The following is a 14,341-nucleotide window of genomic DNA, read 5'->3' as shown; positions in this document are numbered from 1 at the left end:
TGAGGAATTTACTTTTTTCTGCTGGCAGGAAGAGGTATGCAACAATACTGAAAAAAGGAAGGCGATCAAGAAAGCAAATATAAGCTCAGCAGAGCACAGATGGAGCGGCATCTAAGTTTCCAGCAGGTAGCGCAGTTCAATACCAAAACGACCGGTCGGACTTACAAAAGGAATCATCACCCGGGATGCTCCGGAAAGACCGGCGGTGCGAATTGATTTTCCTATAACCGTCGTTGGTATGGCTATTTCAATATTTTTCTCTTCTTCAGCAAGAGAAACTTTTAAGCCACCTGCAACCATGTTGGCAATCTCGCCAATAGCATCCTTGGTGTCCTCACCGAGTTCATCGACCTCCATCCCGAGCATTGACGAGGTGATTTCCAAGGCTACCTTTTCCGGGCAGTGAATCGCCAGAATACCTTTCATGTCACCTGCAAGGCCGATAAGGCTTGAGATGTTCGGAGCAAATTCAGTCACAGGTTCATTGCTGGCCGCCTGCGGCTCAATATCAATGAAGATCATGGAGGCAAAGACCTCCAGGGTGGCGTCAACGAGAGATTTTTCCAGTTCCAAGCGAAGTCTCCAGTATCTGGTCTAAGGGTTAGGCATGTTCTAATTCGACTTCAACAAAAAATTCACCATCCGGTGCCTTAAACGGGATGATGAGTTGCTCCGCTTCTGCCTGTGAGCTGAAGTTGTATTCGTCACCGGAAATAGTTGAAGGCAAAGAAAGCTGGATATCCTTCCCCTTATCAGAAAGAATAGTCTTTAGATTACCGCCCAACATATTGGCGATCTCACCGATTGCGTCCTGGACATCTTCGTTGATCTCTTCAACATCCATCCCCAGAAAACTACTGGTCACAGCCAATGCGAGCGGTTTCGGAAAATGAACGGCCAAGACTCCTTTATGCGTACCAGCAAGCCCAACCATGCCAGTGATCGATTGTTTCATTGGGCCAAGTTTTGTGAGGGGATCCCCTGCAACCGAAATATCCATCATAACCATGCCAACGAATATCTCGATGGTTGACTCGATGAGCTTGTCACTGATTTCATCAAAACTATTCACAAATTTCTCCCTCATATTGTTCCGGATAATCACAATTGATTATCCGGAAATGACCTAGATGGGTCGAGCAAAATGACATAAACAACTACATCAGGGGGCCCAGTACCTCATTCACCTTGTCAGGAGTAAAAGGTTTTTTTAGAGCGCCGACCGCTCCGAGACTTTTTGCCTCTCCAATGATATCATCACCGGTTTCGGTGGAAATCATGAATACGGGAATATCTTTTATTCCGTCTCGACTGGCTTTTTCCCGCAGGAATTCAATACCGTTCATGTTGGGCATATTGATATCAGAAAGGACGATATCAACACTCTCTTTTTCCAAAACATCGAGTGCTTCCTGCCCATCTCCGGCTTCAAAAATTTCACCAAAATCCAATCCGGCTTGGCGCAGGGAACGACTGATGATTTTCCGCATAGTGCTGGAATCATCAACGAGCAATACATTTTTTGCCATTCTTTCCTCCTTTATCTCAGAGCTCTCCAAATAATTGTGAGAATTTGTATAAAACGTGTTGAGTTTGCACCTACATGGTTTTTCGCTTTTGAGAACAACTTCTTTGCCAGCACGGTTGAACAGACGAAAGCAAGTGTCTCTTGGCGGGGGAACGGCCTCTCATCCCCATCGGGGAGAATCAAGGATGTTTTCGCTGAAGCTATTCTATCAATTTGAAAAGGCGGAAATCAAATTTTTTATTTCATGCAATGTCTCTTTTCTTCAAAGATTTCGGGAGGCCCGAGGAATACGCAAGGTCACGCGTGCCCCTTTACCCGGCCGAGACCAAATATCCATCTTCGCGTTAAATTCTTGTAACAGCTGCTTGGCCACAGCAAGCCCGGTACACTGGGGCGCATTGAGAATCGCGGTTTCATGACCACAGTCTTGATTATTGAGAAAAATCTGCAGCAGTTCCGCTCCGGTGGTTTGTGCCAGCTCATCCTGCTGCACCAGTCCTTGCAGCAGGCAAAGTTTGGCTATTTTTTTCAGATCAAATCCCGCACCGTCGTCTTCCACGCTCACCCACAATTCCTCAGACTGGCGCAGAACTGAAAGCGTAATGCGGCCATTTCTTTTCTTCTGCTCCTTGTGGCGCACATCGGGAGATTCAATCCCATGCTGAACACTATTGCGCAAAAGCGGAATCAGTATTTCAGCGAAGTCGAGCATATCCAGCTCTTCCTGCATAACCTCCGCCCCTTCCAAACGGAAATGCACTCGCTTATTATACTGAATAGCAAAGTCGCGAACCAGGCGCTGAAAGTAATGTGTACTCCTGCTTCCTGTCCCCTGATTCAAATTTTTTGTCAGTTGATCAAGTTCCTGAATAAAAGGTGTAAGGGCTTCCGGAACATCCAGAGCAGCAAGTTGCTTCACGATGGAAACAATGCGGGCAAGCCTCTGGCCATCAACAGAGACATCGGTAGGAAATAACGGCACCAAGGGGTCCTTCCCCTCCCCTTTGCTGATCTCGTTGGCCTTTTCTCCTTGTTGCTGAAGAAACCGCTGGTGATCGAGGACACTTTCCACCTCTTCCTGGGTTACTTCCCCCATGCCGACCAAAACCTCACCAAGGCGCCTGGGCTGTTTCGTTGGAGTAGTGCGTTGAAGTGAGAGCGCATCATCGACCGTTTTGGGGTTTACCAATCCCGCCTCGATCAACAACTCTCCCAAAGGCTGCCGGATCAGCCCCTGCACCGACTGAAGCAACTCATTGAACTTTGGGATATCAAGCATTTCAGTCATGGCAAATCGGTTTAACGACTCCCGCATCACATCTATGCAGCGCAGAAAGGTACGCTCTGGATATTCTGTCTGAAAAAACTCTCCCTGCAGATAGCGATTCAAAGCAGATTCCAGAGCCATACATAAGCGCTCAAAGTCCCTGCAGTCATAAATTGAAAAATTCTCTTTGAGGCGATGTAGGATTTGACACAAACCGGAGACACGATCATGGTCGATGGCTATGAAATCCCACAAAACAAATTCCTGCTCTGCAGTGACAAGCAACTGCTCAGTCTCCTGAGTAAAAGCATCACGCAGCTCATTGGACACCCCTACAAAGGCTAGAGCATCTGTTGCCGGTGCGGTTGAGGTATGAAGCAAATCAAGGACAGCTGCTTCTAAAGCTGCTGCAGAAGCGGCAAGTCGGTCGTCATTCCCATCCTGGGCAATAAGCGTATATGCCTGATCAAGAAAGGAACAAACCTCGACAAAAAGCGAAATGTGGGAACCTGAGAGTTGCAGATGATTAAACCGAGCACTTTCCAACAAAGCTCCCATAGCCTCAGAGGGAGCGACTAAATGTTCAAGCCCAAGTTTATGGCCATGTTGATTGAGCAGGGAAAACAGTTTTCGCCCTTGACCGGTGGCTGCAAGCAAAAGGTCATCACGCTCCGGTTGAGCGAGAAGAAGACGAAGGGTGGGGAGAATATTTTCTACCAGCGTCCGCCCCTTGGTTATAAATTCTTCTATCTGCATAAGGGAATAATCATGCGATACAATATTCTTTACTGCAGCCGACATCCAGGACTTCAGCCACAAATGAACGGGGACGTGCTCAAACAGCTCTCAAACTTGAGGGCGTCTTGAAAAAACTTCGTATTCAAAACCCCTTTGAATGTGCAGAGGTATTACAGACCTGAATCCGTGACAGGTGAGTCTCTCGCCTTATGAGGCCACTCCAGTGACACCGGGAATCTGTGTACACTCATCCTGCCATGGTGTCGCGAGCAAGTCAAATCTCTGACTCAATTTTTTCCATTCTACCTGGTCCTTCGCTTGAATTGCAATAAATAGGAGGCTCCCCGTCTCCAGCAAAGCCCAAAAAGGTGGAACATATATTGCTTACTATGGGGTAAACAAGGGCTCTCGAATTTGCCACCTCTTCCTTCAACTGAGTTATGCGCTCTCGCTTATTCATTCACCTGCTGCTGGCTTTGACTGTCAACCTGTTTTGCCATTCCATGGCAGAAGCAGCCTCTATTCTCACTTCGATCAATCGCAGCGATGAGACAACCAGCCTGCAGCTTTTTTTTCATTTTGATACTTTGCCTGAATTCAAACTGCGAACCAAAGGCCGCAGAGTAGATCTCGAACTAAACCAGACCAATCCGGTGCGTTCGCTCAAGCTGCCCCAAACAGACGGTCGAATGATCCGGATCGTTCCGAAAGAGCTACCTGCAAAAACTATTTATTCCATATACTTTCGCTACCCCCCCCAAAAGGTGGAAACGCAGCGATTGGCAGCAACCGGCGTGATCCTTGTGGATGTTCTCCTGGGCAATCAACTTTCCACGAGCTATCCGGAACTCACCACCAGGCTCCATGGGGTCGAGATTGTGCGCCGCTCAAACATTGACTCCCTCAACCCGCTGAATCTCACGCCATATGCCCAGGATTGGCTTTCTTTCTTCACCAACTACGAGTTACCCGTCTCCATCACCCCGCAGCCTGTTTTTCACCTCCCCCCCTTTCCTCTGGCGCGCGCCATTGCGCCAGATGATCCCCTTGACAGTTGGCTCCCCCCAGAAATTCAAAAGCGTGCGGCTGAAAAAAAATGGAATCAGGTCTGCCTGCTGCTTCGCGAGGAGGTCAAACAACAGCCCAAAGAATCGCTCAAAGAGCGGCTCGTGCTCGCATATGCCGAGGGATTGCTGCGTATGGGGGAATACCGTTCACCTTATTTTCTTCTCCAGCGAATCGCCATACAATATCCCGATGGGATAATGGCTAAGATCGCTCAATTTCTCTTACTCTATCAGCGGGCAACCCGTGGCGATCACATTGACACCTATTACGAGTTGCTCCCCTTTGCCGAAAAGTTTACTCGTCAAACTCCCTTTGCAGACGATATTCATATGCTCCAGGCAGAGCTTGCTCTTCTGACCCATCAAAATGAAACCGCGGAAAAACTGCTCGCTGATCCTATTCTCAGCCAGAACAAACGGCTTAAGGAATTGCGGTTGCTCCGACTTGCTGATCTCGCCTATGCTCAAGGCGAAAAAGACAAAGCTTTGACACGCTATGCCCCTCTTGCCCAATCTTCACCACTGCTTGCCAGCGATGCCATGTCGCTGGCGGCATTCTGCGATTGTCTTTATGCGGCTCAACGATACCAAGAAGGTGCACAGTGGTATATGAAACTTGGCGATTTGCTCAACAATGAGCCTCAACAGGACCTGGCTCTCTTTCGTCAAGCCATGTGTCAGCTGCATATGAAGCTGACCCGACAAAAAGCCCTACTTAACCTGGAACAGCTTATTGACGCCTTTCCTCGATCTGAAGGCGGGTTTCGAGCATTGCTCAAGAAGACCGACCTGGCGTATAAAGAACGAAGACTCGACCCCTTTGCGGCCAATGCGGTCTACCAGAGGTGCACCGCCTATGCCCACACTCTTTTCCAGCGTGAAACCTGTCTGTTCAAAGAGGCTCTGGTCGACCATCTTTCAGGAGAGCAGGAAAGCAGCGTGGAAAAATGCATGAAGCTTTTACGCGAATTTCAAGGTGGCAAGTTACGAACAGAGGCCATGGCGCTGATCATCCAGCAACTCCCCGGAGTTGTACGACAACTTGTCGATGACCAAGAGTACGTCAAGGGGTTGGTGCTTGCCAAGCAAAATAGAAAATATTTTGTTCGCGGCTGGCTGAGCGCTGATCTACTCTATGACCTGGGCAAGGCATATAGCCGACTTGGCCTTGCTGACCAGGCTGCCCAGACCTACCAGTACCTATTTGAAGTAGCCGACAACGCCGATAAAGAAAAAATTTATCTCCCTTTGATCGAAGCACTTTTCAGTGATGGTCGCTACCTGCAAGTTGAAGAGTATGCCGACCGCTACCAATTGCGCTACCCCAATGGTGCCTACCAAAAGGCCATCTTTCTCTTTAAAGCCCAGGCCCTGTACAGAAGCGGTCATACGGAGAAAGCCTTAGAACTTATCATGGAGTCCAATGCTCCCCAAATGCCCGCTTTAGAACTTCTGAAAGCTCGGGTCTACTATGCAAACAAAGAGTGGCAAAAAGTCATCGACACCCTGGATACCCCGCAACTGCAAGGGCGCCTGGGACCTGAACGTTTGCTCCTGCCTCTGGCCGAGTCCTATTATCAGCTCCAGAATTTGGAAGCGGCTAAACAACAGTACCAACGCCTGTTGACTCTTGATAACCAATCGGAACAGGCCAGATTCCGCCTTGCCCAAATTGAAAGCCGTACGGGTAAAAGCGAATCAGCCCTAAAAATGTTTCAAAGTCTCGCCGAAGAAGGCAAAGACCCTCTCTGGAAACGGATGGCCCGTGAAGAGGCTGCTATTCTTGAGATGCAACTATGAAAGAGGCCCTGCCCAAAGCTTTTGGAGGTTCCCATGCCAGGCATTCAGCAATTTGACACCACCATGCGCCTTTTGCAGCGTGTGCTTGATTTACGTGAAAAAAATCAGGAAATTATAGGCTCCAACATCGCCAATGCCGAGACACCGGGCTATGCTGCGAAATCCTTCAGCTTTGAAGAGCAGCTCAAAGGGGCACTGTTTACCAATGAACTGCAACCAACCCGCACCCAGCCGGGCCATATTCCCCTTGGCCCAACAGAACTGGAACACGTAACAGGCACTGTCACAAGCAGAGAAGACACGACCGGCATTGGTGATGAGAACTCGGTCAGCGTCGACCAGGAGATGGTCAAGCTCTCGCAAAACGAGATTATGTATGAAGCAGCAATCACCATGCTCAATAAAAAACTCTCCGCAGTCAAATATGCCATCAATGGTGGCGCTTAATTTGCATAGATTTCTGCAAATACTTTTGGGAGAACCTTATGGACCTGTTTACCACCTTTGATATTGCCGCCTCGGGGCTTAAAGCGCAGACGACCAGACTCAACACTATCAGCTCCAACCTGGCCAATGCCGAAACCACCTCCACCCCGGAGGGAGGGCCGTACAAAAAGAAATCTGTGGTCTTTCAATCTCAGGATATGCCTTTTAACAAGCACTTGCAGAAATCACTGAACGAGCAGGGCCAGGCTCAGGGTGTGCAGGTGGTGAAGATAATCGAAGACGATAGTGATCCGCAGCGGGTGTATGACCCCACTCATCCCGATGCCAAGGAAGACGGCTACGTTGAAATGCCCAATGTCAATGTTATGAAAGAAATGGTCGACATGATGTCAGCCACCCGTTCGTATGAGGCAAACACCACTACAATCAAGTCGGCTAAACGCATGTTGATAAAAGCACTGGAGATAGGGAGGTAATATATGATAATCCAACAGGCTCTGAGCGCCAGTCTGACCGAGGTTCCCAAGGCAGGATCCGATGCCGCTCAGGTTGAGACCTCCTTTGGGGATGTTCTCTCTTCCCTCATACAGACGACAAACACCGCCCAACAACAGGCTGATAATGCCGTGGAACAACTGCATGCAGGTGGCGAGCAAAGTCTGCACGACGCTATGCTTTCCATGGAAAAGGCAGATATCAGCCTTCGCTACATGGTCCAGGTACGCAATAAGGCACTTGATGCCTATCAAGAAGTTATGCGTATGCAGGTGTAATTTTTTTTGAGTTTGCTCTCTTCTCTGTGAAAAAACTCTGGCGGTTAATGACGTGCTCACAGATTTGGGATTGCAGGTAAGCAGCACAGTGAAGGACAGGGATGGCCATGGCTGAACAACAGGATGTAACGCCTCAACAAGAGGAACAACAACCTCAAAAAACTGCTCCCCCGGAGACCGGTTGGCGGGGTCTGGTCGGCACGATCAAGGGCTGGCCTGTACAACGAAAAGCGGCACTAGCGGCTGTTTTGGCCATCACTCTTGCGCTTTTTGCCTTTATCATCATTAAGGCACAAACCGCCGATTACCAACTGTTGTACGGCAACCTGGCTGAAACCGATGCCTCGGCTGTGGTCGAGTGGCTCAAGGGGAATAATATTCCCTACAAACTGGGGAATAACGGTCGCAACATTCACATTCCAGTCAAAGATGTCTATGAAACAAGGCTTTCTCTTGCAGCATCAGGCCTGCCCCAGGGTGGAGGTGTTGGCTTTGAGATTTTTGACAAGCAGTCCTTCGCGCTAACGGATTTTGTCCAGAAAGTTAATTATTCCAGAGCATTGCAAGGAGAACTTGCGCGCACCATCACCTCACTCGGCCCTGTTGAATCGGCGCGGGTCCACCTGGCACTTCCTGAAAAACGTCTTTTTAAAGAGCAACAGCAACCCGCCACCGCCTCTGTCATCCTGAAGCTGACCCCGCGCAAACGGCTCAAAGATACCCAGGTAGAAGGAATCGTCCACCTGGTTTCAAGCTCGATAGAGGGGTTGGAGCCGGAGAACGTGACCATAATCGACCAAAACGGTAACGTGCTCTCCAAAAGTGGCGAAAAAGGTGCCATTGGCAACCTCTCTCCAGATCTGCTCGCCTACCAGGCTCAGGTTGAACATCGCCTGGAGACTCGTGCTCAGGCGCTGCTCGACAAATCCCTCGGCTCAAAAAACTCCATGGTCAGAGTCAGCGCCACTCTGGATTTTACCCAAACTGAAAAAACCGAAGAACTCTTTGATCCCGAAGAGCCGGTTATCCGCAGTGAGCAGGTCAGCGAGGAAAAAACCGGGTCTGAGGTCACTGGTGGTGTTCCCGGGGTTCAGTCAAACCTCCAAGGCAATACCAACCAGGCCGGTGGTGCCACACCACCTTCCAGCCGTTCTCAACGAACCACGAACTATGAGATCAGTAAGGTTGTCTCCAAGGTCATCAACCCGGTGGGCACCATTACCAAACTCTCTGTCTCGGTACTTGTCGCAGATACTGTTGTTCCAGGGGAAACCGCTGATGCTGCCCCCACCACCCAACATAGAACAGCAGAAGAGTTGAAAACCGTAGAGACCATGGTTTCCTCAGCTTTAGGAATAGATCTCACCCGAGGCGACAAGATTGAAGTCACCTCCATGCCCTTTCTCGAATCTCTTGAAGCAAGTGCCGAGGAAGAGGCCTATGCCGCTGCAAACCGTCTGTACCAGTACACCCCCTTCATTCGTTATGGTTTACTGCTTCTGGCCGGTGTTCTGCTCTATTTTCTGATGGTTCGCCCCCTGATGAAAACCCTGAACCGCGATGTGACCGAACATTACAAAACTGTCGAGGAAATGGAGGCAGAACAGGCTGGTGCTGGAGCGCAGGGGCAGCGTGCGCTTGACGCAAACGGTCAACCAATCCCAGGCACACCAGGGCAACAACAGGGACCAGGGCAATTTCCCGGTGGCGAGGCGCAAGAGTCGCAACCGACTCTCATGGGTGGAGCCAGCTATAAACAGGCTCTGGAATCTGAAGAATCTGAAGACCCGCTTGATAAGATTAGCAAAGCTGTCGAACTTGATCCGGTTTTCAGTGCTCACATTCTTAAAAGCTGGATTCATGAAGAGGATTGATTCAGGTACTATTTAACCGCATGCTAAAGGATAGAACAGCGCATGGCCTCCACTGAAAAATTAACTGGCTTGAAGAAAGCCGCCATCCTGCTGATCATATTGGGGGAACGTCTGGCGACGAAGCTTCTTGAGGAACTCTCGGATGAAGAGATTTTCCGCGTGACCCGCTGTATGGCCGAAATTGACCATATCCCTGAAGAGACAAAGCTCAGAATACTGGAAGATTTTGAACTCGCTGCAGAAAGTCAGGCCGGTATTGTGGTCAAAGGTCAGGAATTTGCCAAAAAACTCATTGCTGGCTCTTCGGGTGACAAAGATCGCGAATCGGCGCTTATGAAACAGTTTGTCTCCGGTACCGAGGCCCGGCCCCTTGAAACCATTGCCAAGATGCACCCTTCCATGGTGGCTGGACTGCTTGAACGCGAACATCCGCAGACCCTGGCCCTGGTCCTCTCCACCCAGGCAACAGAGCATGCCGGAGCAATCATTGCTAAGCTTCCAGAGGAAAAACGATCCGATGTCGTCTACCGCATTGCCACGCTCGATGCGGTGTCGCCTGCCGTTATCGACAGGATTGAGGAGGCCCTGAGTAAGGAGATCGGGATTGTTGTCGGTGGCGAGGAGCAAAAGGAAATTGGTGGCCTCAACAAGGTTGTTGAAATCCTGGATAACATGACAGACAACCTTGATACTGAAATCCTGGAGAACCTGGAAGAGGTTGATCCCGAGATGGTTGAAAGCATCCGCAAGATGATGTTTACCTTCGAGGATCTCTGTGCCCTGGACGGTCGCTCCATTCAGATGATCCTGCGCGAGGTCAACAACGATTCGCTGACCATGGCCTTGAAAACGGCTTCTGATGAAATCAAAGAAAAGATTTTTGCCAATATGTCCTCTCGTGCTGCCGATATGATCCGTGATGACCTGGATGCCATGGGACCGGTTCGCCTCTCTGAAGTCGAGGCAATGCAGCAGACCATCGTCAAAATAGCGATGAAACTTGAGGAAGAAGGCAAACTGGTTCTGGGTCGAGGCAGCGGTGGCGATGAGTTCGTCTAAGGAATTCAAATCAAAGGTCTTTAAAGCGGATACCCTCTTTACGCCCCATTCCCTTGTTCGCCAGACGCTTGATTTTCCTCCGGCTGTCGATCCAGAGCCCGACAATGCCGTTGAAGATCTTGCACCTCAGGTTGAGGAGGAGGTCCTTGAGGAAGAGGAACAACCCGAGGAAATAATCACACAACCGCCTCTTCCACCAGAGCCTGAACAGGATCTGGAACCTCCATCTCCACCACCGGAACCGGAAGCTGTTCAAGAGCCGCAAATCGATCTTGAGGCTCTTCGCCAGGAAGGCTTCGCCCAGGGATACGATCAGGGCATGGCTGATTGTGCAGCCCAGCTGCAGGCAAACTTTGACCAGGGAGTTCAAAGTTTCGCCATGGCCTGCCAAAAAATTGACAAACTTAATCAGGAACGACTCGCCGGAACCCATGCCGATCTGGTTAACCTGATCATAGCCCTCACAGAAAAAATATTGAGCCAGGAATTAACCACCCCCCGTAATCAGATTGCCACAACTCTTGAAAACGCTCTGGAGCAGGCCATTGCCAGTGAAGAGTTCCATGTCTCTCTTAATCCCGAGGATCTCGCCTTAGCCGAGGAGTGCGCACCTGCGCTGGTCAGCTCAATTCGTGCTTTGGAGCATCTGGTTTTTAAGCCTGATCCTGGAATACGTAGGGGTGGTTGCCTGCTAGAGTCTGTCACTTGCAGTGTCGATGCGACCATTGATGGCAAGCTGGAAAATACTCGTGAATTTCTCACTGAGCACCCGGAATTTGTCCTCGGCTCGGAGGAGGAACAACAGACCTCACCCGTCACCGAGCAAACTCCAGAGGCTGCTCTTGATGATCCACTCCAGAATACGGACCTAAATCCATAAGGGGGGCATTGGACAACATTTCCATTAATTTATTTTTCACCTGCATCCGTGGATTCTTTGCTCAGTAACCACTTATAAAAAAAAAATGAACACTGCCGCACGTCTCTCCTCATTTTCGCCGGTTCGGGTTTATGGCAAGGTTCACCGTATTGTCGGGCTTGTCGTGGAAGGCAGCTGCCCTCGCTCCTCCATTGGCTCATTATGCGATATCTACCCTCTGCAGCCCGGTCCCCCTGTTCCTGCTGAAATCGTCGGTTATGCCAACAACCGGGCGCTGCTTATGCCCCTTGGCGAATTGCGTGGCCTAGGACCGGGAAGCCATATCTGCGTTCGCAAAGAACAGGCGACCATCTCCGTGGGGAACGAACTCCTGGGCCGAGTTCTTGATGGCATGGGCCAACCCCTTGATACAGGCCCCCCTCCCCATCTGCCTCAGGAAAAGGCGCTCTATTCTCTCCCCCCCAGTCCGATGCAGAGGGATGCCATTACCCAGTCTCTGGATTTGGGCATCCGCGCTATAAACGGTCTCTTAACCTGTGGCGTAGGCCAACGCATGGGAATCATGGCGGGATCGGGTGTGGGGAAATCTGTATTGCTTGGAATGATGGCCAAATATGCCAAGGCAGACATCAACGTAATCGCCCTTATCGGCGAGCGTGGCCGTGAAGTTCGTGAATTCATAGAGAGGGACCTGGGGAAGGAAGGGCTGGCTCATTCCGTCATTATTGCAGTCACCTCTGACCAGTCTCCCTTGTTGCGCATGCGTGGTGCCTTTGTTGCCACAGCCATTGCCGAATTTTTTTCCCAACAGGGAAAAAATGTTCTGCTGATGATGGACTCCGTTACCCGCTTTGCCATGGCTATGCGGGAAATCGGGCTCTCCATTGGAGAACCTCCCACAACCAAAGGATACACCCCAAGTGTGTTTGCTACCCTTCCTAAACTTCTTGAACGAGCAGGAAATTTCGAAAACCAAGGCTCCATAACCGGGTTGTATACCGTACTGGTCGACGGTGATGATCTCACCGAACCTGTGGCCGACTCAGTCCGCTCCATCCTTGACGGTCATATCGTCCTTTCACGCGCCATTGCTGCAAAAAATCATTACCCGGCCATAGACATCATGATGTCCACCAGCCGTGTCATGCGCGATATTACCTCACAGCGCCACATGGAGCTGGCAGGAAAGGTACGTAGCGTCATGGCTATTTTTCGTGAATCCGAAGACTTGATCAACATTGGGGCCTACACAACCGGCAGCAATAAAAAAATCGATTACGCCATCTCCCGTATGGATGCGATCAACACCTTCCTTACGCAGGGTTTTAACGAGTCATCCAGTTTAGAGGAAACCCTGGCAGCCATGGGAGACTTGGTCAGCGATAGACAAGGCAATGATCGCAGGCGTGCCGGTCGCAAAGGTCTGGATCGGAGAAAAACAGACAAAGCCGACGGGCGTAAAGAATGAAGCCTTTCACCCTGCACGCGGTCTCTAAATTCCGCAACCAGCTTGAAACCCGTGCCTTGCAGGAACTTGCACGGGCAATGGAACAAGAGCGACAGCTTCGTGAGGTGCTTGAGACAACAAGCCGGAAACTCGAAGAGCTTTATGCAGGGTTGCAGAGGGATAAGGAACATGGAACCACAGTGGATCGGCTTATTATGTTTGATCAGCGCATTGATCTGGTACAAGAAGAGCTCCACAAACGAAAAAAAGCCCTGGAAAAACAAAGAGGACAGGTGGCAAAAAAACGACAGCACCTGTTACAGGCAAGTAAAAATCGAAAAATCATAGAAAAATTGGAAGAGCAACAAAATGCAGCCTATAAAAAACACCTGGATAAATTGGAAGCCGGAATGCTTGACGAGATTGCTGTTCTCTCCCATGAACACAAAAAATCAGACTAACAACCGCCGCCGTCGAAGGCCCCACGCACCGGTCCCCTCTGCCTCTAAAACAAAGGCATTCCTCCTTGCCTTCCACCTGTTGTTTTGCCTTTTTATAACACAACCAACGACGCCCCATGCTGCTGACACGCCTGAAAAAGCCCCCACAAAAAATGGTTCGGAGTCCAGTTATGATTCTGTGGAGGAGCGCCGAATCATGGAGGCTATCAAAGCAAGCGGCACCAACCAACTCGAAAGCGAACAGGAGGAGCTTGAACGCAGGAAAAAGGAACTAAAGAGATTGGAGAGCGAAGTCGATAAGAAAATCGTACAGCTCAATGAGCTTCGCATAAAGCTCGAAAAGCTGTTGAAGCAAAAAGAGGCTGCGGAGCAAAAACGCATAATTGAACTGGCTAAAATGTACGAGAAAATGCCAGCAGAAAAAGGGGCCGTCGTCATCGGCAACCTGCAAGTGGATCTGGCAATCTCAATTCTTAGCAAGATGAAAACCAAATCCGCGGCAAAAGTTCTTGCCAGTATGGACCGCCAGAAGGCGGCGAAATTAACAACAGCCTTTTCAACTTTAGACTTTCGGTAACGTGTATGCCCACATCTCCTGCTGTAACAGCAAACCTGATGCAGACATCGCCTTCTCAAGGCGGCGCAAGGATTACTCCATCGGGTAAAACGACCGAATCGTTTTCTTCTCATCTCCAGGCCGCGACCGGGAAGCAGGAAAAACAGCAGGCAAAACCACAGAAAGCAGACAATACACTTGCGACCTCCAGCCACGAGGACAGCTCAAAAAACGAAGCGAAGATCAAGACCAATCAACAAGTAGCTGATCAACAAGTAGTCGGTCAACAGGTGGGCGATCAGCAGGTAGGCGATCAACAGGTAGGCGATCAGCAGGTAGGCGATCAGCAGGTAGGCGATCAGCAGGTAGGCGATCAGCAGGTAGGCGATCAGCAGGTAGGCGATCAGCAGGTAGGCGATCAGCAGGTAGGCGATCAGCAGGTAG

Annotated in this window: 15 protein-coding genes; 10 read left to right on the top strand and 5 right to left on the bottom strand. The window is 50.0% G+C overall.

Annotation, left to right across the window (positions count from 1 at the left end; translation table 11 throughout):
- Positions 1 to 111 precede the first annotated feature (111 nt).
- From JWJ90_RS12845 to JWJ90_RS12830, 4 genes are all read right to left on the bottom strand, one after another.
- On the bottom strand, positions 112 to 573 hold the full coding sequence (locus JWJ90_RS12845; protein WP_205227631.1) for a chemotaxis protein CheX: 462 nt from the start codon (positions 571 to 573) through the stop codon (positions 112 to 114).
- A 28-nt stretch (positions 574 to 601) separates the two neighbouring features.
- Positions 602 to 1,072, bottom strand: coding sequence for a chemotaxis protein CheX (locus JWJ90_RS12840; RefSeq protein WP_205227630.1), 471 nt, complete (start codon positions 1,070 to 1,072; stop codon positions 602 to 604).
- 85 nt (positions 1,073 to 1,157) lie between these two features.
- On the bottom strand, positions 1,158 to 1,529 hold the full coding sequence (locus JWJ90_RS12835; RefSeq protein WP_205227629.1) for a response regulator: 372 nt from the start codon (positions 1,527 to 1,529) through the stop codon (positions 1,158 to 1,160).
- A gap of 261 nt (positions 1,530 to 1,790) precedes the next feature.
- Positions 1,791 to 3,551 carry a cyclic di-GMP-binding domain-containing protein, MshE-related gene (locus tag JWJ90_RS12830; protein WP_205227628.1) on the bottom strand — a complete coding sequence of 587 codons (1,761 nt, stop codon included), beginning with the start codon at positions 3,549 to 3,551 and terminating at the stop codon, positions 1,791 to 1,793.
- A gap of 422 nt (positions 3,552 to 3,973) precedes the next feature.
- Here JWJ90_RS12830 and JWJ90_RS12825 point away from each other — a divergent pair, with 422 nt between their 5' ends.
- From JWJ90_RS12825 to JWJ90_RS12780, 10 genes are all read left to right on the top strand, one after another.
- Complete coding sequence (locus JWJ90_RS12825; RefSeq protein WP_205227627.1) at positions 3,974 to 6,400, top strand: tetratricopeptide repeat protein; 2,427 nt, start codon at positions 3,974 to 3,976, stop codon at positions 6,398 to 6,400.
- 33 nt (positions 6,401 to 6,433) lie between these two features.
- Complete coding sequence (gene flgB, locus JWJ90_RS12820; RefSeq protein ID WP_205227626.1) at positions 6,434 to 6,847, top strand: flagellar basal body rod protein FlgB; 414 nt, start codon at positions 6,434 to 6,436, stop codon at positions 6,845 to 6,847.
- 38 nt (positions 6,848 to 6,885) lie between these two features.
- Positions 6,886 to 7,323: a flagellar basal body rod protein FlgC gene (flgC, locus tag JWJ90_RS12815; protein ID WP_205227625.1), complete on the top strand. Its 438-nt coding sequence runs from the start codon at positions 6,886 to 6,888 to the stop codon at positions 7,321 to 7,323.
- A gap of 3 nt (positions 7,324 to 7,326) precedes the next feature.
- Positions 7,327 to 7,620, top strand: a complete 294-nt coding sequence (gene fliE / locus JWJ90_RS12810) for a flagellar hook-basal body complex protein FliE (RefSeq protein ID WP_205227624.1) — start codon at positions 7,327 to 7,329, stop codon at positions 7,618 to 7,620.
- Between the two features lie 107 nt (positions 7,621 to 7,727).
- Positions 7,728 to 9,494, top strand: a complete 1,767-nt coding sequence (gene fliF, locus JWJ90_RS12805; RefSeq protein ID WP_205227623.1) for a flagellar basal-body MS-ring/collar protein FliF — start codon at positions 7,728 to 7,730, stop codon at positions 9,492 to 9,494.
- 42 nt (positions 9,495 to 9,536) lie between these two features.
- Entirely contained in the window at positions 9,537 to 10,553 is a 1,017-nt protein-coding gene (gene fliG, locus JWJ90_RS12800; RefSeq protein WP_205227622.1) for a flagellar motor switch protein FliG, read from the top strand.
- Positions 10,540 to 11,433, top strand: coding sequence for a FliH/SctL family protein (locus JWJ90_RS12795; RefSeq protein ID WP_205227621.1), 894 nt, complete (start codon positions 10,540 to 10,542; stop codon positions 11,431 to 11,433). Before fliG ends, JWJ90_RS12795 begins: the two co-directional genes overlap by 14 nt.
- Before the next feature lie 85 nt (positions 11,434 to 11,518).
- On the top strand, positions 11,519 to 12,901 hold the full coding sequence (locus JWJ90_RS12790; protein WP_205227620.1) for a FliI/YscN family ATPase: 1,383 nt from the start codon (positions 11,519 to 11,521) through the stop codon (positions 12,899 to 12,901).
- Positions 12,898 to 13,341, top strand: a complete 444-nt coding sequence (fliJ, locus tag JWJ90_RS12785) for a flagellar export protein FliJ (protein WP_205227619.1) — start codon at positions 12,898 to 12,900, stop codon at positions 13,339 to 13,341. Before JWJ90_RS12790 ends, fliJ begins: the two co-directional genes overlap by 4 nt.
- Positions 13,319 to 13,918, top strand: coding sequence for a MotE family protein (locus JWJ90_RS12780; protein ID WP_205227618.1), 600 nt, complete (start codon positions 13,319 to 13,321; stop codon positions 13,916 to 13,918). The genes fliJ and JWJ90_RS12780 overlap by 23 nt, the downstream gene beginning before the upstream one ends.
- 203 nt (positions 13,919 to 14,121) lie before the next feature.
- Here JWJ90_RS12780 and JWJ90_RS12775 read toward each other — a convergent pair.
- Positions 14,122 to 14,341: hypothetical protein (locus JWJ90_RS12775; RefSeq protein WP_205227617.1), on the bottom strand; the 220-nt coding region annotated here is incomplete at its 5' end.

The organism is Desulfobulbus rhabdoformis, from assembly GCF_016919065.1.
Taxonomy (GTDB): domain Bacteria; phylum Desulfobacterota; class Desulfobulbia; order Desulfobulbales; family Desulfobulbaceae; genus Desulfobulbus; species Desulfobulbus rhabdoformis.
This window is presented reverse-complemented; position numbering and strand designations above follow the sequence as displayed.

What these genes read in the sequence shown, in the direction of transcription:
- JWJ90_RS12835 (WP_205227629.1), bottom strand. Translation starts at nt 1,529, where the DNA reads ATGGCAAAAAATGTATTGCTCGTTGATGATTCCAGCACTATGCGGAAA.
- JWJ90_RS12830 (WP_205227628.1), bottom strand. Translation starts at nt 3,551, where the DNA reads ATGCAGATAGAAGAATTTATAACCAAGGGGCGGACGCTGGTAGAAAAT.
- JWJ90_RS12825 (WP_205227627.1), top strand. Translation starts at nt 3,974, where the DNA reads ATGCGCTCTCGCTTATTCATTCACCTGCTGCTGGCTTTGACTGTCAAC.
- flgB (WP_205227626.1), top strand. Translation starts at nt 6,434, where the DNA reads ATGCCAGGCATTCAGCAATTTGACACCACCATGCGCCTTTTGCAGCGT.
- flgC (WP_205227625.1), top strand. Translation starts at nt 6,886, where the DNA reads ATGGACCTGTTTACCACCTTTGATATTGCCGCCTCGGGGCTTAAAGCG.
- fliE (WP_205227624.1), top strand. Translation starts at nt 7,327, where the DNA reads ATGATAATCCAACAGGCTCTGAGCGCCAGTCTGACCGAGGTTCCCAAG.
- fliF (WP_205227623.1), top strand. Translation starts at nt 7,728, where the DNA reads ATGGCTGAACAACAGGATGTAACGCCTCAACAAGAGGAACAACAACCT.
- fliG (WP_205227622.1), top strand. Translation starts at nt 9,537, where the DNA reads ATGGCCTCCACTGAAAAATTAACTGGCTTGAAGAAAGCCGCCATCCTG.
- JWJ90_RS12795 (WP_205227621.1), top strand. Translation starts at nt 10,540, where the DNA reads ATGAGTTCGTCTAAGGAATTCAAATCAAAGGTCTTTAAAGCGGATACC.
- JWJ90_RS12790 (WP_205227620.1), top strand. Translation starts at nt 11,519, where the DNA reads ATGAACACTGCCGCACGTCTCTCCTCATTTTCGCCGGTTCGGGTTTAT.
- fliJ (WP_205227619.1), top strand. Translation starts at nt 12,898, where the DNA reads ATGAAGCCTTTCACCCTGCACGCGGTCTCTAAATTCCGCAACCAGCTT.
- JWJ90_RS12780 (WP_205227618.1), top strand. Translation starts at nt 13,319, where the DNA reads ATGAACACAAAAAATCAGACTAACAACCGCCGCCGTCGAAGGCCCCAC.